Source organism: Vibrio sp. 1F169, from assembly GCF_041439605.1.
GTDB lineage: Bacteria > Pseudomonadota > Gammaproteobacteria > Enterobacterales > Vibrionaceae > Vibrio > Vibrio tasmaniensis_A.
The window spans coordinates 15,971-34,744 of the sequence record NZ_JBGOOI010000052.1; the positions used below are offsets into that span (position 1 = coordinate 15,971).

At 44.6% G+C, this 18,774-nt stretch carries 16 protein-coding genes and 1 pseudogene; 8 read left to right on the top strand and 9 right to left on the bottom strand.

Features of this window, described 5'->3' with window-relative positions:
- Positions 1–23: 23 nt before the first annotated feature.
- Together trmD and rplS are read left to right on the top strand one after the other, a co-directional pair.
- Positions 24–764 (top strand): tRNA (guanosine(37)-N1)-methyltransferase TrmD, encoded by a 741-nt coding sequence (gene trmD, locus ACED53_RS17100; RefSeq protein ID WP_009847608.1) that lies wholly within the window; start codon positions 24–26, stop codon positions 762–764.
- A 59-nt stretch (positions 765–823) separates the two neighbouring features.
- Positions 824–1,177, top strand: a complete 354-nt coding sequence (rplS, locus tag ACED53_RS17105; protein WP_009847607.1) for a 50S ribosomal protein L19 — start codon at positions 824–826, stop codon at positions 1,175–1,177.
- A gap of 445 nt (positions 1,178–1,622) precedes the next feature.
- Here rplS and yacG read toward each other — a convergent pair whose 3' ends face one another.
- The 8 genes from yacG to nadC form a co-directional block, all read right to left on the bottom strand.
- Positions 1,623–1,820 carry a DNA gyrase inhibitor YacG gene (gene yacG / locus ACED53_RS17110; RefSeq protein WP_017101236.1) on the bottom strand — a complete coding sequence of 66 codons (198 nt, stop codon included), beginning with the start codon at positions 1,818–1,820 and terminating at the stop codon, positions 1,623–1,625.
- A gap of 80 nt (positions 1,821–1,900) precedes the next feature.
- Entirely contained in the window at positions 1,901–2,641 is a 741-nt protein-coding gene (zapD, locus tag ACED53_RS17115) for a cell division protein ZapD (RefSeq protein WP_017101235.1), read from the bottom strand.
- A gap of 26 nt (positions 2,642–2,667) precedes the next feature.
- Positions 2,668–3,282 carry a dephospho-CoA kinase gene (gene coaE / locus ACED53_RS17120; RefSeq protein WP_017101234.1) on the bottom strand — a complete coding sequence of 205 codons (615 nt, stop codon included), beginning with the start codon at positions 3,280–3,282 and terminating at the stop codon, positions 2,668–2,670.
- Between the two features lie 2 nt (positions 3,283–3,284).
- Positions 3,285–4,154 carry an A24 family peptidase gene (locus ACED53_RS17125; protein WP_017101233.1) on the bottom strand — a complete coding sequence of 290 codons (870 nt, stop codon included), beginning with the start codon at positions 4,152–4,154 and terminating at the stop codon, positions 3,285–3,287.
- Between the two features lie 68 nt (positions 4,155–4,222).
- Positions 4,223–5,449, bottom strand: coding sequence for a type II secretion system F family protein (locus ACED53_RS17130; RefSeq protein ID WP_017101232.1), 1,227 nt, complete (start codon positions 5,447–5,449; stop codon positions 4,223–4,225).
- A gap of 15 nt (positions 5,450–5,464) precedes the next feature.
- Positions 5,465–7,150, bottom strand: coding sequence for a type IV-A pilus assembly ATPase PilB (gene pilB, locus ACED53_RS17135; protein WP_017101231.1), 1,686 nt, complete (start codon positions 7,148–7,150; stop codon positions 5,465–5,467).
- A 1-nt stretch (position 7,151) separates the two neighbouring features.
- Positions 7,152–7,607, bottom strand: coding sequence for a pilin (locus ACED53_RS17140; RefSeq protein ID WP_017101230.1), 456 nt, complete (start codon positions 7,605–7,607; stop codon positions 7,152–7,154).
- Positions 7,608–7,861: 254 nt separating this feature from the next.
- The gene (gene nadC, locus ACED53_RS17145) at positions 7,862–8,752 is read right to left on the bottom strand and encodes a carboxylating nicotinate-nucleotide diphosphorylase (RefSeq protein WP_017101229.1); all 891 of its coding nucleotides are present in this window, start codon (positions 8,750–8,752) and stop codon (positions 7,862–7,864) included.
- An 83-nt stretch (positions 8,753–8,835) separates the two neighbouring features.
- Between nadC and ampD the strand changes: the two are divergent.
- From ampD to lpdA, 5 genes and pseudogenes are all read left to right on the top strand, one after another.
- Positions 8,836–9,436, top strand: a pseudogene (ampD, locus tag ACED53_RS17150) (1,6-anhydro-N-acetylmuramyl-L-alanine amidase AmpD).
- A 481-nt stretch (positions 9,437–9,917) separates the two neighbouring features.
- Positions 9,918–10,679, top strand: coding sequence for a pyruvate dehydrogenase complex transcriptional repressor PdhR (gene pdhR / locus ACED53_RS17155; RefSeq protein WP_029225519.1), 762 nt, complete (start codon positions 9,918–9,920; stop codon positions 10,677–10,679).
- Positions 10,680–10,741: 62 nt separating this feature from the next.
- Complete coding sequence (aceE, locus tag ACED53_RS17160; protein WP_017101226.1) at positions 10,742–13,405, top strand: pyruvate dehydrogenase (acetyl-transferring), homodimeric type; 2,664 nt, start codon at positions 10,742–10,744, stop codon at positions 13,403–13,405.
- 26 nt (positions 13,406–13,431) lie between these two features.
- Positions 13,432–15,330, top strand: coding sequence for a pyruvate dehydrogenase complex dihydrolipoyllysine-residue acetyltransferase (gene aceF / locus ACED53_RS17165; protein ID WP_069591784.1), 1,899 nt, complete (start codon positions 13,432–13,434; stop codon positions 15,328–15,330).
- A 242-nt stretch (positions 15,331–15,572) separates the two neighbouring features.
- Complete coding sequence (gene lpdA, locus ACED53_RS17170) at positions 15,573–17,003, top strand: dihydrolipoyl dehydrogenase (protein WP_012604738.1); 1,431 nt, start codon at positions 15,573–15,575, stop codon at positions 17,001–17,003.
- A gap of 224 nt (positions 17,004–17,227) precedes the next feature.
- On the opposite strand, the gene ACED53_RS17175 is transcribed toward lpdA, so the two are convergent.
- Positions 17,228–17,833: a LuxR/HapR/OpaR family quorum-sensing transcriptional regulator gene (locus ACED53_RS17175; RefSeq protein ID WP_017101672.1), complete on the bottom strand. Its 606-nt coding sequence runs from the start codon at positions 17,831–17,833 to the stop codon at positions 17,228–17,230.
- Between the two features lie 337 nt (positions 17,834–18,170).
- Here ACED53_RS17175 and hpt point away from each other — a divergent pair, with 337 nt between their 5' ends.
- Positions 18,171–18,701, top strand: a complete 531-nt coding sequence (gene hpt, locus ACED53_RS17180; protein WP_009847591.1) for a hypoxanthine phosphoribosyltransferase — start codon at positions 18,171–18,173, stop codon at positions 18,699–18,701.
- Positions 18,702–18,774: the final 73 nt, after the last annotated feature.

Genomic DNA, 18,774 nt, shown 5'->3' on the forward strand with positions numbered 1-18,774 from the left:
CAAATTACAGAGCGAGAGAACACATGTGGGTTGGCATTATTAGCCTTTTTCCTGAAATGTTCCGTTCTGTTACTGATTTTGGAGTAACAGGTCAAGCGGTTAAAAAAGGTCTTTTATCTATTGAAACATGGAATCCTCGTGATTTCACTCATGATAAACATCGCACTGTTGATGACAGACCTTACGGTGGTGGTCCTGGCATGTTAATGATGGTTCAGCCTTTGCGCGATGCTATCCAAACAGCCAAACAGGCAGCACCGGGAAAGACGAAGGTTATTTACCTTTCACCTCAAGGTCGTAAACTCGACCAACAAGGTGTTGAAGAGCTGGCAACAAACGAGAACTTGCTTCTTATTTGTGGTCGCTATGAAGGGGTAGATGAGCGCATCATTCAATCTGAAGTCGACGAAGAATGGTCGATTGGAGATTTTGTGATGACGGGTGGCGAGTTGCCAGCCATGACGTTGATTGATTCAGTATCTCGGTTTGTTCCGGGTGTACTTGGAGATTTCGCATCAGCAGAAGAAGATTCTTTTGCAAATGGTTTGCTAGATTGTCCCCATTATACGCGCCCTGAGGTGCTAGACGATAAAGATGTGCCATCGGTACTCAAGTCTGGAAACCATAAGGACATTCGTCGCTGGCGATTGAAACAATCGTTGGGCCGAACTTGGCTAAGAAGACCAGAACTCCTGGAAAACCTAGCTCTGACTGACGAACAGGAACAATTACTGGCTGAATTCATTAAAGAGCAACGCTCTTAACGAAAAGCAAGCAGTAACCTATTAAATTTAGTATCAGTTTATTCTAGGAATTTATACAAATGAGCAACATCATCAAGGCTCTTGAAGAAGAGCAACTAAAATCAGACCTTCCTAAATTCGCACCAGGTGACACTGTTGTAGTTAAGGTTAAGGTAAAAGAAGGTGACCGTGAGCGTCTACAGGCTTTCGAAGGCGTTGTAATCGCTATTCGTAACCGTGGTCTACACTCTGCATTCACAGTTCGTAAGATCTCGAACGGTGAAGGCGTAGAGCGTGCGTTCCAAACTCACTCTCCAATGGTTGATAGCATCGAAGTTAAACGCCGTGGTGCAGTACGTCGTGCCAAGTTGTACTACCTACGTGAGCGTTCTGGTAAGTCAGCTCGTATTAAAGAGAAGCTTACTAAGAAGTAATTCTTTTTGCATTCTATCGATAAAAGCGGAGCCATTTGGCTCCGCTTTTTTGTGTCTGCTATTTAGAGTTTCATAGGTAAGAGAGCCTCAATTCGCTCGTTGCTCGCTCTGGGGCGGATATAGAGAGATGAGAAGAGTGTCATACGTGAGTATACCGTCGGAAAGCTAGGTAGTTCGAGGTTATTAGATTCCCAACTCGTTCGTTCCTCACTCTTGAGAATGACGAATGGATAACTGGAATCTGGCATTGGATGATGAAGACTTATTACGGTAGAGGACAAGTAGGAGGCTGTGGCTAATCGAATCCCGTAGTGACAGTAACCGTCATTCCCTAGACTGACGAAGGAAGGAGTAGGGAGTCTCTACTCATACCATCTTACCGGCAATAAAAAAGGATTGACGTAAAACGCCAACCCTTCAAAATTTACTCGTTACGCTAAGTGGCTTAATATGGATCTTCCGACCAACCATCGCTATCCGACATGTCCGGTGCGCCAGCGATACTGTTCTCTTCGTCCGCCCATTCACCGAAATCAATCATCTGACATTGCTTGCTGCAAAACGGGCGATGTGGGCTTTGTTCACCCCATTCAACGTCAGTGTTACATTGAGGGCATTTAACGATGGTGATTTTGTTCGACATAGTGATTCTTAATTTGAGGAGGTAATAATAGTGAGTTTAGGCTCAAGTGACAACTCAAGCCAAACAATAAAGGAAATGAATTAGCTGCAGATAGCCAATTCAAATTCAATATCTTGAGTACAGGCTTGCCCAGTTTCAAAGCTCATAAATTTAATAGCGAAACGGTTTTTATGCCCCGAGATCATCGGGTAGGCACCGTACTGCATTGGAATTGAAAGGCGAAGGATATTCGCTTCATCAGCATCGCTTTGGAAGAAACCTGTACGAGCGATCTGATCCTTAAAGTGACCAGTCTCTCTGGTGAGCTTCAACCATAGTGTTAGCGCTTCATACAGAGGCTGTAGGCTATCCATCCATGTCTTAGCATCTCTAACTCTCTTATCCAGAGGAAGATGAAGCCAATAATGTAGAGCCGGTAAATCAAAGCAACATGAGCCACCTGGCAAGTTAAAGCGTTGACGAATGGCGCTAAGGAAGCGGTCTTCCTTTAATGATTGCCCAAAACGTTCCGCCTGCATCAGTTCACGATAGATATGACTAATATCATTGAGCAATGATGTCAGCATCTCTTGATCGACACCTTCAACATCTAACCAACTTTTATAGGTTACACGCTGTTTTTCAATATCTTTTGCGAGTTCGCTCTTAAGTTGTATCTGTTCGAATATTTCAATCAGATCAAAGATAGAACGGAAAAAGAGTTGATACTGTTGAGCATCGGAAAATGCAGAAGACAAGTGTAACTGCCTCAAGAGTGATTCAACTCTTAAGTAGATGCGTGTTTTCTCATTTAGAGGATGTTCAAATTTGTGGGTGATCATCGAGCAAACCTTCATTCAACATTGTTTTATTCTGACCCATCTACTGCACTGATTGCCAGATACTTTTGATGTAAATCTGTGATTTGAGGCAAAAGTTCTTGGTTTTTAGTATGGTTTTTAATCACGTCATCTGCAACTGCTAAGCGCTGTTCTCTTGATGCCTGTGATTTTAAAATTGATTCAACTTGTTCCCTAGAAACATTATCGCGACTCATCGTACGTTCTATTTGCACTTCTACCGGCACATCAACGATTAATACGCGATCGGTCATGCCTTGCATTTGGTTTTCAACCAATAGCGGTGCGACTAATAAACCATATGGGGATGTGATTTTAGACAGGTCACTGTCAATTTTGTCGCGGATCATAGGGTGAAGCAGTTCATTGAGCCATTGTTTCTCTGTGGGATCAGAAAAGATCACTTCGCGCAATTTAGCTCGGTTCAGCGCCCCATCTTCGAGCAATACCTCTTCACCAAAATGGGTCGCAATCTGTTTTAGACCTTCACTGCCCAACGCCACCACTTCGCGTGCCACGATATCAGCATCGACAATATCAATATTGAAATGCTCATTGAACAGGTTGGCTACTGTGGTTTTACCACTGGCGATCCCTCCGCTTAATCCGATAATGATTGCCATGATTAAATCCCTAGTACAGAAGTGAAATACCAACCCATGATGTCATTGCCCCACATCAAACTTACCCAACCCGCAATCGCCAGGTAAGGTCCAAATGGGAACGCTTTATCTATGCCTTGCTGTTTCAAGCGAAGTTGAATCAAGCCGAAAACCAAACCGACCAGCGACGACAAAAGAATGATCATTGGTAGGTGTTGCCAGCCAAGCCATGCACCTAATGCGGCTAGGAGTTTGAAGTCTCCATATCCCATGCCTTCTTTGCCTGTTAGTAGCTTGAACAACCAATAAACAGACCACAAAGCTAAGTAGCCGGCCATTGCGCCAACTACGGAATCTTGAAGCGATACTGGGCTGATGTTAAACAGTGCTAACGCGATACCAGACCAAACCAAAGGTAAGGTGATTTGATCAGGTAACAGCATGGTATCTAGGTCGATAAAGGTTGCGGCAATCAATGCAAAGGTGAAAAAAATCAAAGCAATGGCGTAGTAATTGAAACCGTAGTGGCTAGCCACTACGGTGCATAGTATTGCAGTCAGCAGTTCGACCAATGGATAGCGAGCACTGATTGGGTTAGCACAGCTATGACACTTACCTTTCAAGAACAACCAGCTTAATACTGGAACATTGTCGACGATTCTTAATTGGGTTTTACATTTCGGGCAAGCCGAACGAGGGATACTGAGATTGAACTTCCCCTCTGGCGCTGGAATTTTATATTGAGAGAAATACTCCGAGCACTCTTGTTGCCACTCTCGTTCCATCATAATCGGTAAACGGTGTATGACTACGTTGAGGAAACTGCCAATAAGAAGGCTAAAAATGAAAGCTAATACGGGGAATAGCCAAGGATAGTAGTGAAATACTTCCATAGTGTCCTTTACCACTTAATCAATACAAGCAGTGGTTCTCTGCTTGAGGGGTGTTTGGTTGCTTTTAGCTATCCTAACACACTCATAAGATTAAAGATCGGTAAGTACATCGCGACAACAAGCCCACCAATAGCGGTGCCTAAAAATACGATGATCAGTGGCTCTAGAATCTTACCTAAATTATCGACGGTGTTGTCGACTTCAAATTCATAAATAGATGCGATTTTATTGAGCATGTCATCAAGGTTACCGGACTCTTCTCCTATCATGACCATCTGCAAAACCATCTCAGGAAAGGCATCGGTATTGCGCATCGCGATATACATCGGCATGCCAGCGGCAGTTTCACGATGAACCTCGATGATGGCCGATTCATAATGCAAGTTACCTGCGGTTTTGGCTGTGGTCTTCAGGCTGGTTAAAATAGGAATCCCTGTACTAAAACTGGTTGATAAGGTTCGGCTGAATTTGGCGATTGAGGCTTTGGCCAATACTCGGCCAAGAATAGGGAATCGCAAGCCTAGACGGCTGAATGATAAACGAATGGAATAAGACCGTTGACGCAGTTGGTAGGTAAATAATGTGACTAACCCTATGCCAACGGCAGCATAAAGACTGTAAGCCTGTACCCAATGCGAAAGGGAGAGTACTTGTTGAGTAAACCAAGGGAGATCTGCCCCGAAGCCTGAAAACATCGATTCAAATTCAGGAATGACCATGGTGAGCATTAAGTAAGAGACAGTCAAAGCGACAGCGACCACCATTGTGGGGTAAATCAATGCTTTTATGACCTTAGACTTTAGCTGCTCCCCCTTTTCTCTATAGGTTGCTAAGCGCTCAAAGACTTGCGCTAGGTTTCCGGAAAGCTCGCCAGTAGCGACCAAGTCGGTGTACAGGTCGTCAAAGTGAGAGCTTGCCGTCCGCATCGCTTTTGATATAGGGGTTCCCGCTTCGACACCTCGACAGATGTGCAATAGAATTGATTTCATTTCAGCTTTACGGTGATTGTCTGACACTAGCTTAATGGCCTGAACGATAGGCACGCCAGTGGCAAGCATGGTCGCAAGTTGTCGAGTCAAAATGGTGATGTCTTTGGCTTTGACTCGGTGTGTTAAACGAGTGACTGCTGAGATGCTTTTCTTTTTGATTTTCTTAATCTGAATATGCTGATCTTTGAGCTTTTCTCGTACTTCTAATTCAGCGAGTGCCAAGGTTTGCCCTGACACCTTTTTGCCTGAGCTGTTTATGCCTTTCCAGTGGTAGTTTTTTAATTGTGACTGCAGTTTAGTGCTCATGAGTGCTCCGATGGATTATAGATACAGAACACGTTGCAGTTCTTGATAGCTGGTCGTGCCTTCAAGCAACTTATCGATACCGGATTCTTGCAGTGTTCTCATTCCTTCTCTACGCGCGAGATCTTCAATCTCTAACGCGTTAGGTTTATTGATCAGACTATTTTTTAGTTTGTCGGTAAACGGCATCACTTCGTAGATACCCACTCGACCGGAATAGCCCTGATTACACTTATTGCACCCTTGTGGGGTGGCTTTGTAGAGTGTTTGATTGTTAGGAATAGAGTGACGTAGAAATATGTCCGGCGAGTTGTCAGCTGCTTTACAGTGGTTGCACAGTCGCCTTGCCAGTCGCTGCGCGATAATCAGGCTTAATGACGAGGCGAGGTTAAAGGGTTCAATACCCATATGGGCGAGCCGAGTCACGGTTTCCGAAGCTGAGTTAGTATGGAGTGTCGAGAGGACTAAGTGACCCGTTTGCGACGCTTTGATCGCGATCTCTGCGGTTTCTAAATCACGGATCTCACCGACCATCACTACATCAGGATCTTGTCGCAAGAACGATCGTAGTGCTTCGGCAAACCCAAAACCGATCTTTGGCGTCACCTGTACCTGATTGATACCACACAGGTTGATCTCCACCGGGTCTTCAGCTGTTGAGATATTACGCTCAGAGGTGTTAAGCATGCGAAGTCCAGTGTAAAGAGAGACCGTTTTGCCACTGCCTGTGGGCCCAGTCATTAAGATCATCCCTTGCGGGCGTTTTAGGGCATTGAGATAGAGCGCTTTTTGATCCTCGCTGTAACCTAATTTATCGATATCTAAATTGGCTGCGCTGCTGTCTAGAAGACGCAGTACGATCTTTTCTCCCCACAATGTCGGTAGAGTCGACACACGCATATCGATCGCCAGCTCGTCGTTCAAACGCAGCTTAATACGGCCGTCTTGAGGTAAGCGACGTTCAGCGATATCAAGTTTGGCGAGAATCTTTAAACGAGCGGATAACCGACGGCTTAAATGAGACGCGGGCTGTTGGACCTCAACAAGAATGCCATCGCAACGCAGACGCACTCGGTAGTTTTCTTCATAAGGTTCGAAGTGGATGTCTGATGCGCCTTTACGCACCGCATCAACCAGTATCTGATTGATAAATCGACTGACAGGGGAATCGTCTTGACTGAGATCTTCAATTGAACTCATTTCATCGTCAGAGACTTCAACAAGATTGGCGAGCTCATCTTGGGTGATCTCTTTGCGCTTAGAGTCTTGCCCGGAAATAGAGCGACCATACAGCTTTCGTATGGCGCCTTCTAATTCTGAATAGTTAGCGACAACGAGTTCTATCTGCAATCCAGTCGCGAATCTAAAATCGTCTTCAGCTTGCAAGTCGGTTGGATCGGCAGAGGCGAGCGTGAGAGTAGAGTTAGTGAGGACAACTGGGATAGCACGATACTTAGTGATCAATTCTCGAAGTCCCAATTGGTCACACAAGATTTCATAGTCAGTATTGGCCAGTTGCACTAACGGCAAACCGAAAATGGTTTTGATGTTATTAGCGAGGCTCTCGCTGGTGAATAAGCCCAGAGTGAGCAAAGCTTCAGGTGTAGAAATACCTGAAGCTTGTACATGTTCCGCAACGGCTTGTTCTTGAGTCAGGCTAAGTAAGTTAGCCTGACGGAGAATTCTTGGGAGGTTGTTAGACACGTTAAGGCGTTGCCAGTTTACAGCCTTTCAGGGTATCTGAAAGTAATGTAGCAGGGATGTCATGCGTGCATTTCCAACCTGAATTACTTCTCGTGTAAGTTATTTTTTTACCTGAAAGTGATGCTGAAGGTAAAAAAGTGAAATCAGCAGTTCCATTTGTGGCTGTAGTTCCATCTTTTGTAAATTTAAGAGTTCCCATAGCACTCATGTCTGTAGCTGCACCAAAATCGCTTGCTTGAGCGTCTTCTGGGAATGCCCCTTTTTCTTGTATATACATATCTATATTAGTCAATAGTGTTTTAGGTATGCTAACTCCAGCATTTGCTTCGGTTTTGATTACATAGCTCTTATAAGCAGGAACTGCGATTGCACTTAATATGCCGATAATGCCGACCACTATCATCAATTCAATCAGCGTAAAGCCTTTCTGGTTTGTTCTTTTACTTTTATTTTTCATTGTTCTATTCCATTCGTTAGTTTGTTTCAGTGCAAGCACTGGTTGACGGAAAGAATAGAAGTTGAGATTTAGAAGTGGAATGGTGTTCAGGTGTGGGCGCGAGTGGTTTTGTATTTATTAGTGTGTTGTTTCATATAGGGCGCAAAATTATGCGATCAGCTTAGTTAACTGATTGATATACTGATAATAAAAGCAATAAAAAGGCATGGCTGATTGCCATGCCTTGAAGTTAAGTGATTGATAGAACAATGAGATTAAGCTTTGAATCGCATTGAAAGGTCCATTGCTTTTAGATGCTTAGTCAGTGCTCCCACAGAAATGTAATCGACACCCGTTTCAGCAAATTCTGCAATCGTATCTAAAGTTACGTTACCTGAATTTTCTAGTGCTGCACGACCTGCGTTAATTTTAACGGCTTCACGCATCATGTCTGTGGTGAAGTTGTCTAGCATGATGATGTCAGCACCGGCGCTGATCGCCTGTTCGAGCTCTGCTAGGCTTTCGGTTTCAACTTCTACAGGCTTACCCGGGTTAAGCTCTTTTGCAGTAGAGATAGCCTTCTCAATCCCACCACAAGCGATGATGTGGTTTTCTTTGATTAGGTAGGCATCGAAAACACCAATACGGTGGTTGAAGCCACCACCACAAGCCACAGCGTATTTTAGTGCGCTGCGAAGTCCTGGAATTGTTTTACGCGTGTCTAATAGGCGGCATTCTGTGTGTTTGATTTTGTCAGCGTAGATTGCTGTCGCCGTCGCACAACCAGATAGTGTTTGAATAAAGTTCATTGCGTTACGCTCACCGGTTAAAAGTGCGCGAGCAGGTCCTGTTAGCGTGCAAAGTGTTTGGTTTGGTTCAACTTTGTCACCGTCTTCTACGTTCCACTCGATAGTGACTTCACCGCCCAATTGCTTAAACACTTCATCAGCCCAAGCTTTACCACAGAACACACCGCGCTCACGGGTAATGATGGTTGCGCTGTTGATTGCGTCTGCAGGGATTAGACTTGCCGTAATATCAGCCGCTGGATCTAACGTTCCACCTAGATCTTCTTTGATGGTCTCAGCGACTGCGCGAGTGATCTCTAGCGGCAGTTGCTCTTTTAAGTAATCAAGGCGTTGGTGGCTGTTATGTGTGTTTTTCATCGCAAATCTAATCTTGAAAGGGAGTGGGAATGGAATGATACTCTTGCTTAACTTCAAATTAAAGAGGCTAGCGCGACTGCTCTATGGGCAAAGTCACAATCTTATTGCGCTAGTAGAAAAGAAAGCGAGACTAAGATGACGATGAGCTCCAACGGATGGTACGACAATGCTCGGCATGTTCCTTCTCCGTATTTTGATGCTAGACCCAGCACCGACGATATCTCTCTGCTGGTGGTCCATAACATTAGTTTACCACCTGGCCAATTTGGCGGCCCTTACATTGAACAGTTTTTCACGGGCAAACTTGATCCGACAGATCATCCATTTTTTAAAGTGATTCATCAAATGGGCGTTTCGGCACATTGCTTGATTCGCCGTGATGGTGAGGTGGTACAGTTTGTGTCATTTCTTGACCGAGCTTGGCACGCAGGCCAGTCGAGCTTTGCGGGGCGTAAAAGGTGTAATGATTACTCGATTGGTATTGAGCTGGAAGGAAGCGACTTTATCGCTTATACAGAGCAGCAGTACCAAGCGCTTACTCGATTAACAGAAACGATCGTATCGACTTTCCCTCAAATAACCACCGAACGTATCACCGGTCATCAATATATAGCCCCGCTACGCAAAACTGACCCTGGCTTGGTTTTCGACTGGCAGAAGTTTAAAGGCGAGCTCAAGGTTTAAGCCTCATTATTGAAGGTGCTCTATTGTTGCTGGTGGTTGAATAGTCAACGCCTGGCATAATCACTTGTGAATTTTTGTTGTTGCGATGTAAATAAAGTGGTTAGGGGGAGGGCGTCAATAAATCGAGAGTGTGACGAGCTTATCAAACGATCTAATATTAAAACTTATGAACAGGATTTCTACCTCTAATGTGCGCTTGGTTTGATTTTTAATCAAGTGGCACTCATCTTTCTGAAACAATCCATTTTTATCCTGAAACTTTCTAGCACGGATACTCCCCAAAAGTATTACCCCTGTAAATGGTAAGACCAAATTGGTTGCTGTTTTAAATTTCATTTGTTAAATCATGGTTAATTCGTGCTGTGTTCTATGATTCAGGTCAATTTTAGTCTGGACAGTGGCGTTTTAATTATGTTAATTTCTGCCCAACTTAAAATTGGTAATACCAATTGTCAGCGAAGAAAAAGAAGAACAACAAACTATGGCTTATCAAAGGATTCGTCAGCCAAAACTCTCGGACGTTATCGAACAAGAGTTAGAAAGGTTGATAGTGGAAGGAACACTGGCTCCAGGGCAGCAACTGCCGCCTGAGCGTGAACTGGCGAAACAGTTCGATGTGTCTCGTCCTTCAATCCGAGAAGCGATACAACGTTTAGAAGCAAAACGCTTGCTTACTCGCCGTCAAGGTGGAGGTACGTTTGTTAGCGAAAATATCTGGAAAAGCTTTTCAGATCCTTTGCTTAATTTGTTGTCCTCCCATTCTGAAACCCAACTAGACTTGTTGGAATCGCGTCATGCGATGGAAGGGATTTCGGCTTACTTCGCGGCATTACGTGGTACTGATGAAGACTTTGCTCGAATTCAAGCATGCCAAGAAAAAATTCGCGGTGCGCAAGATAAGGGTGATATTGAAGCCGAGTCTGCAGCTGTGATGGCTTTTCTTATTGCTTTAACAGAGGCAGCACACAATGTGGTGTTATTGCACATTGTTCGTAGCTTGGCTCCGTTACTCGAACAAAATGTCTTAGAAAATTTAAAGCTGTTGCATCGTCGTAAAGACGTTGTGGAGAAAGTGAGTATACATCGAGCTAACATTGTAGATGCGATCGTTTCAGGGCAGCCAGAACAGGCGCGTGAAATGTCACATTCTCATTTAGCTTACATCGAAGAAACATTGCTGGATTTGACCAAAGAAGAGTCGCGCCGCGAACGTTCTTTACGTCGAATTCAACAGGGTAAATAGCCGTAATACTTCGGCTTTTTACGTGTTTAGTAGAATCCAACTAACAAAAAGGATAGATCGCCATGTCTAACATGAAGCATGACGTTGATGCTCTGGAAACTCAAGATTGGTTAGAAGCTCTTGAGTCAGTAGTACGTGAAGAAGGTGTAGAACGTGCACAGTTTTTACTAGAACAAGTTCTAGATAAAGCGCGTTTAGATGGTGTTGATATGGCTACAGGCATCAACACAAACTACATCAACACAATTCCAGCAGCACAAGAGCCAGCTTACCCTGGTGACGTAACTCTTGAGCGTCGTATTCGTTCGATTATTCGCTGGAACGCAATCATGATCGTATTGCGTGCTTCTAAGAAAGACCTAGACCTTGGTGGTCACATGGCTTCTTACCAGTCAGCTGCAGCGTTCTACGAAGTATGTTTCAACCACTTCTTCCGTGCTCCAAATGAGACGGACGGTGGCGATCTAGTTTATTACCAAGGTCACATCTCTCCAGGTATCTACTCTCGAGCATTCGTTGAAGGTCGTCTAACTGAAGATCAGCTAGATAACTTCCGTCAAGAAGTTGATGGTAAAGGTATCCCTTCTTACCCGCATCCTAAACTGATGCCTGAGTTCTGGCAGTTCCCGACAGTATCTATGGGTCTAGGCCCTATCTCTGCTATCTACCAAGCGCGCTTCCTTAAGTACCTTGAAGGTCGTGGCATGAAAGATACTTCAGGTCAGCGTGTATACGCGTTCCTAGGTGACGGTGAGATGGATGAGCCAGAATCACGTGGTGCTATCTCTTTCGCTGCGCGTGAGAAGCTAGACAACCTATGTTTCCTAATCAACTGTAACCTACAGCGTCTAGACGGCCCTGTAATGGGTAACGGTAGCATCATCCAAGAACTTGAAGGCCTATTTAAAGGCGCCGGTTGGAACGTTGTTAAAGTTATCTGGGGTAGCAACTGGGATTCTCTGCTAGCTAAAGACACGACTGGTAAGCTTCTTCAACTAATGAACGAAACTATCGATGGTGACTACCAGACATTCAAATCTAAAGATGGCGCATACGTACGTGAGCACTTCTTTGGTAAGTACCCAGAAACAGCTGCACTAGTTGCAGACATGACTGATGACGAAATCTTCGCTCTTAAGCGTGGTGGTCACGAGTCTTCTAAGCTGTACGCAGCTTACACAAATGCAGCAGAAACTAAAGGTCGTCCGACAGTAATCCTAGCGAAGACTGTTAAAGGTTACGGCATGGGTGAAGCGGCTGAAGGTAAGAACATAGCGCACCAAGTTAAGAAGATGGACATGACTCACGTACTACACCTACGTGATCGCCTAGGTCTTCAAGATATCTTAACTGACGAAGCAGTAAAAGAACTTCCATACCTGAAGCTTGAAGAAGGTTCAGCTGAGTATGAATACCTACATGCACGTCGTAAAGACCTAAAAGGTTACACGCCACAGCGTTTACCTAAGTTCACTCAAGAATTCAAAACCCCTGAGCTAGAAGAGTTCGCACCTCTACTAGGTGAGCAGAAGCGTGATATCTCTACAACTATGGCTTACGTACGTACGCTAAACATCTTGCTTAAGAACAAGAACATTGGTAAGAATATCGTTCCTATCATCTGTGACGAAGCTCGTACGTTCGGTATGGAAGGTCTATTCCGTCAGATTGGTATCTACAACCCACACGGTCAAGAATACACGCCAGAAGATAAAGGCATTGTTTCTTACTACAAAGAAGCGACTTCAGGTCAGGTTCTACAAGAAGGCATCAACGAGCTAGGTTCAATGGCTTCTTGGGTTGCAGCTGCAACATCATACAGCACGAACGATCTCCCAATGATCCCGTTCTACATCTACTACTCAATGTTTGGTTTCCAACGTGTAGGCGATATGGCGTGGATGGCTGGTGACCAACAAGCTCGTGGCTTCCTACTAGGTGCTACTGCAGGTCGTACAACACTGAATGGTGAAGGTCTACAGCACGAAGATGGTCACTCGCACATTCAAGCGAACACGATCCCTAACTGTATCTCTTACGATCCAACGTTTGCTTACGAGCTAGCGGTTATCATGCAAGACGGTATCCGTCGCATGTACGGTGAGAACCAAGAGAACGTTTACTACTACCTAACAGTAATGAACGAGAACTACGCAATGCCAGCTATGCCAGAAGGCGCTGAAGAAGGCATTCGTAAGGGTATCTACAAGCTTGAGTCTCACGCTGGTGCTAAGGGCAAAGTTCAACTAATGAGCTCTGGTACTATCATGAACGAAGCGCGTAAAGCCGCTGAAATTCTAAGCGAAGAGTACGGCGTAGCATCTGACGTATTCTCTGTAACGTCGTTCAACGAACTAACTCGTGACGGCCAAGCGGTAGAGCGTGACAACATGCTTCACCCAGAAGCTGAAGAGAAAGTACCGTACATCACGACTGTTCTTGGTAAAGAACCTGCAATCGCAGTGACTGACTACATGAAGAACTACGCTGAGCAAGTACGTGCGTACATGCCAACTGAGTCTTACAAAGTACTTGGTACAGATGGTTTCGGCCGTTCTGACAGCCGTGCAAACCTACGTCGTCACTTCGAAGTTAACGCTGGCTACATCGTAGTTGCAGCTCTAACTGAACTGGCTAAACGTGGTGATATCGAGAAGTCTGTTGTTGCTGAAGCAATTGCTAAGTTCGATATCGACACTGAAAAAACTAACCCGCAATACGCATAAGACTGGCATTAAGGTAGGTAAATACAATGACAATCGAAATTAATGTACCAGACATCGGTGCTGACGAGGTTGAAGTAACTGAGATTCTTGTAAACGTTGGCGACAAGGTTGAAGAAGAGCAGTCACTGATCACTGTTGAAGGCGACAAAGCTTCAATGGAAGTTCCTGCGTCTCAAGCGGGTATCGTTAAAGAAATCAAGATTTCAGAAGGTGATTCTGTTTCTACTGGTTCTCTTATCATGATCTTCGAAGCGGAAGGTGCTGCAGCAGCACCGGCTGCTCCAGCAGTTGAAGCGGCGGCACCAGTTGCAGCTGCTCCTGCAGCAGCTGAGCTTAAAGAAGTTCACGTTCCTGATATCGGCGGTGATGAAGTTGAAGTAACTGAAATCATGGTAGCTATCGGCGACGCAGTAGAAGAAGAGCAATCTCTTCTTACTGTTGAAGGTGACAAGGCTTCAATGGAAGTACCTGCACCATTCGCTGGTATCGTTAAAGAAATCAAGATCGCTTCTGGTGATTCAGTATCTACTGGTTCTCTAGTGATGGTATTTGAAGTGGCAGGTTCTGACGCTCCAGTTGCAGCAGCTCCTGCTCCAGCGGCGGCACCAGTTGCAGCGGCTCCAGCAGCATCTGCTGAGAAAGAAGTGAACGTTCCTGATATCGGTGGCGACGAAGTAGAAGTTACTGAAATCATGGTAGCGGTTGGCGATACAGTAGAAGAAGAGCAATCTCTAATTACTGTTGAAGGCGACAAAGCTTCAATGGAAGTGCCTGCACCATTCGCTGGTACAGTAAAAGAGATCAAGATTGCAGCTGGCGACAAAGTGTCAACAGGCTCTTCAATCATGACTTTCGTTGTTGAAGGCGCAGCTCCAGTAGCAGTAGCGGCTCCAGCACAAGCAGCAGCTCCGGCAGCAGCACCTGCCGCATCGGCGGACCGTCCTAAAGCTGAAGCAGTAGCTCCAGCAGCTGGCGACTTCCAAGAGAACGGCGAGTACGCTCACGCATCTCCAGTTGTTCGTCGTCTAGCTCGTGAATTCGGTGTGAACCTAGCGAAAGTTAAAGGTACTGGTCGTAAGAGTCGCGTACTTAAAGAAGACGTTCAGTCTTACGTTAAAGATGCACTTAAGCGTCTTGAGTCTGGTGCTACAGCATCTGGCAAAGGCGGCGATGGTTCTGCTCTTGGTCTACTACCATGGCCAAAAGTTGACTTCAGCAAGTTCGGCGAAACGGAAGTTCAGAAGCTTTCTAAGATTAAGAAGATCTCTGGCGCTAACCTGCACCGTAACTGGGTAATGATCCCTCACGTTACACAGTGGGACAACGCAGACATCACTGAGCTAGAAGCATTCCGTAAAGAACAGAACGCAATCGAAGCGAAGAAAGACACTGGCATGAAGATCACTCCACTTGTGTTCATCATGAAAGCTGTTGCTAAAGCGCTAGAAGCATTCCCAGCGTTTAACTCTTCTCTTTCTGAAGATGGCGAAAGCATCATTCTTAAGAAGTACGTAAACGTGGGTATCGCTGTTGATACACCAAACGGTCTAGTTGTTCCTGTCTTCAAAGACGTGAACAAGAAAGGCATTTACGAGCTATCTGAAGAGCTAATGGCTGTTTCTAAGAAAGCACGTTCTGGTAAGCTAACAGCGGCAGACATGCAAGGCGGTTGTTTCACAATCTCTAGCCTTGGTGGTATTGGCGGTACTGCATTTACTCCAATCGTAAATGCTCCAGAAGTAGGTATCCTAGGTGTATCTAAGTCTGAAATTAAGCCAGTTTGGAATGGTAAAGAGTTCCAACCACGTCTACAGCTTCCACTGTCTCTATCATACGATCACCGTGTGATCGATGGTGCTGAAGGTGCACGCTTCATTACTTTCCTAAACAGCGCACTATCTGACATTCGTCGTCTAGTACTGTAATTGAGAAAGTAATTATTAAGGTGACTTTCGGGTCACCTTAATTCTTTATATAAAGACTATTTTTAGAGAACAGTTTCCGGCATTTCTCATAAACTGCGGGGGAATTGTTGTCTAGCTCACAGGCTAACTTAAAGCTACTTTCACACTGTTAACATCTCTGTAAAATGTTTCCTGTTTGAAAGCCCAATAATTTTAAGAACATCTACTCAGCCTGTTAGGGATAATGACTACAAGAGGTCACAATGAGCAAAGAAATTAAAGCCCAAGTTGTTGTACTTGGTTCAGGTCCTGCTGGTTACTCAGCGGCATTCCGTTGTGCGGATTTAGGTCTAGAAACAGTACTAGTTGAACGTTACAGCACTCTTGGTGGTGTATGTCTAAACGTTGGTTGTATTCCATCAAAAGCACTTCTTCACGTATCTAAAGTAATTGAAGAAGCAAAAGCGATGGCAGAGCACGGCGTTGTATTCGGCGAGCCACAGACGGACATCAACAAGATCCGTATCTGGAAAGAAAAAGTAGTTGATCAACTGACTGGCGGTCTTGGCGGTATGGCTAAGATGCGTAACGTTACAGTTGTTAACGGTTTTGGTAAGTTCACTGGTCCTAACAGCATTCTTGTTGAAGGCGAAGGCGAAGCAACGACAGTTAACTTCGACAACGCAATCATTGCTGCGGGTTCTCGCCCAATCAAACTTCCTTTCATCCCACATGAAGACCCACGTATTTGGGATTCTACGGATGCACTAGAACTAAACGAAGTACCAGAAAAACTGCTTATCATGGGCGGTGGTATCATCGGTCTTGAGATGGGTACGGTTTACCACTCTCTAGGTTCTAAAGTTGAAGTTGTTGAGATGTTCGATCAAGTTATCCCTGCTGCGGATAAAGACATCGTTAAAGTCTTCACTAAGCGCATTAAAGATAAGTTCAAGCTAATGCTTGAAACTAAAGTGACAGCGGTTGAAGCGAAAGAAGACGGTATCTACGTTTCAATGGAAGGCAAGAAAGCACCAGCAGAAGCTGAGCGCTACGATGCAGTTCTTGTTGCTATCGGTCGTGTTCCAAACGGTGCACTTATCGATGCTGAAAAAGCAGGTATCGAAGTTGATGAGCGCGGTTTCATCAATGTTGATAAGCAAATGCGTACTAACGTTCCTCACATCCACGCGATCGGTGATGTTGTTGGTCAACCAATGCTTGCTCACAAAGGTGTGCATGAAGGTCACGTAGCTGCTGAAGTTATCTCTGGTAAGAAGCACTACTTCGATCCTAAAGTAATCCCATCAATTGCGTACACTGAGCCAGAAGTAGCTTGGGTAGGTAAGACTGAGAAAGAAGCGAAAGCGGAAGGCCTGAACTACGAAGTTGCTACTTTCCCTTGGGCTGCTTCTGGTCGTGCAATCGCTTCAGACTGTGCTGACGGTATGACTAAGATGATCTTCGATAAAGAGACTCATCGCGTAATCGGTGGTGCTGTTGTTGGTACTAACGGTGGTGAACTTCTTGGCGAAATCGGCCTAGCAATCGAAATGGGTTGTGATGCAGAAGATATCGCACTGACTATCCACGCTCACCCAACTCTACACGAGTCTGTTGGTCTTGCTGCGGAAGTATTCGAAGGTTCAATCACTGACCTTCCAAATAAGAAAGCAGTGAAAAAGAAGAAGTAATTCTTTTTTAGCCACTCGCTAATGTTTTTAAAAGCCGCTGATTCGTCAGCGGCTTTTTTATGTCTGAAGAAAAGATGGTCGTCATGCTTGTAAGAGATCCCCAACTCGCTCGTCCCTCGCTCTTTAGGATGACGAAGGAAGGAATAGGGAATCTGATTAGGTGAGAGGAAATAAAAAAGGGTTAGCGTAAAAGCCAACCCTTTAGTTTTGTTCGAAGATCGAATCTACTTATAAATGCACAGCATGTTCAAGTAGCTATCCGTCAAGGTCGAAAGTTCTTCTTGCGTATCAGCACGTTTCGCTTGGATGAATAGCGAGTAGCAAATGCCGTGGAATAGATTTGCTAGATGTTTAGGATCGTGATCGTCACAGACTTCGCCGCGTTCAATCGCCTTGCTAAACATGTTTTGTACTAACATCTGGTTAGTGCGGTTAGTGGTTACGAATAGTGGCCATACTTCATCGCGAGTTGATGCACTCCATTCGAACCATACATTTAACCAATTGCTATCTTGAGCCACTAACGTCACCATTTCAGTCGCAATATTATGTAGATTTTCTTTTGCGTGAATATCTAGGTCAATGTTGTCTGAAAGGAAGTTCGAGAATTGACGAACAACGTGGTTAAGTACTTCATCAACCAGATCTTCACGGGTAGGGAAGTAGTTAAATACTGTTGCTACTGACACCTGAGCGATGTCGGCAATATCAGCGTGTCCACCGCGGCCAATGCCACGGCGAGAGAATACTTCAAGTGCGATTTCCATCAATTGAAGTTTTCTTTTTAAGGGTGAAAGCCTAGTTCTAGGTCTCTTCGTTATTGAGTCCATTTTGTTTTTCCTTGCCAACGAATTTTTATATTAATGATTTTATTATTATTTAAGCCAAGATGAGTGTAATGGTGCATATGTGAATGGTCAATCCCTTGTGCTTGTTTTATAGACAGTTACATCAAACTTGATACATAAAGCGTGATCAGTGTTGATGTGAAAGGATGCGAGTATTGGATAACGCACCAATGCACATTTCATTGAGAATCTAACAGTAAATTCGAACCATAAGGTGGTGTGGGTATTTGAGCAGTGCTAGACTTACGCACAAAATTGAGCGACACAACTGACGTAAGTGTCAACATTCGTCGTAATCACCAAATAAAATGAGAGCAGTATGAAGCATACAGTTGAAGTCATGATCTCTGAGCAAGAAGTTCAGGATCGAGTGAACGAACTAGGCAAGCAGATCACGGAGCACTACCAAGGTAGCGAAGATCTAGTTTTAGTTGGCTTATTGCGCGGATCTTTTGTCTTTATGGCGGATCTTGCTCGTGCTATCGATTTAACTCACCAAGTGGATTTCATGACTGCGTCTAGCTACGGCAACGGCATGGAAAGCTCACGTGATGTTCGTATTTTGAAAGACCTTGATGATGACATCCAAGGTAAAGATGTTCTACTTGTAGAAGACATTATCGATACTGGTAACACGCTGACTAAAGTAAAAGAAATTCTGAGCCTGCGTGGTCCTAAATCTATCGAAATTTGTACGTTATTAGACAAGCCTTCTCGTCGTGAAGTCATTGTAGACACAAAGTGGATTGGTTTTGAAATCCCAGATGAATTCGTTGTTGGTGTGGGTATCGACTACGCACAAAAATATCGTCACCTACCGTACATCGGTAAAGTTGTACCTCAAGAGTAATAACGACTCTGTTGAACATGACCCGTCCTGATATGGGTTGACACTTGATTGACTAAAACGCTCGATGTACTTC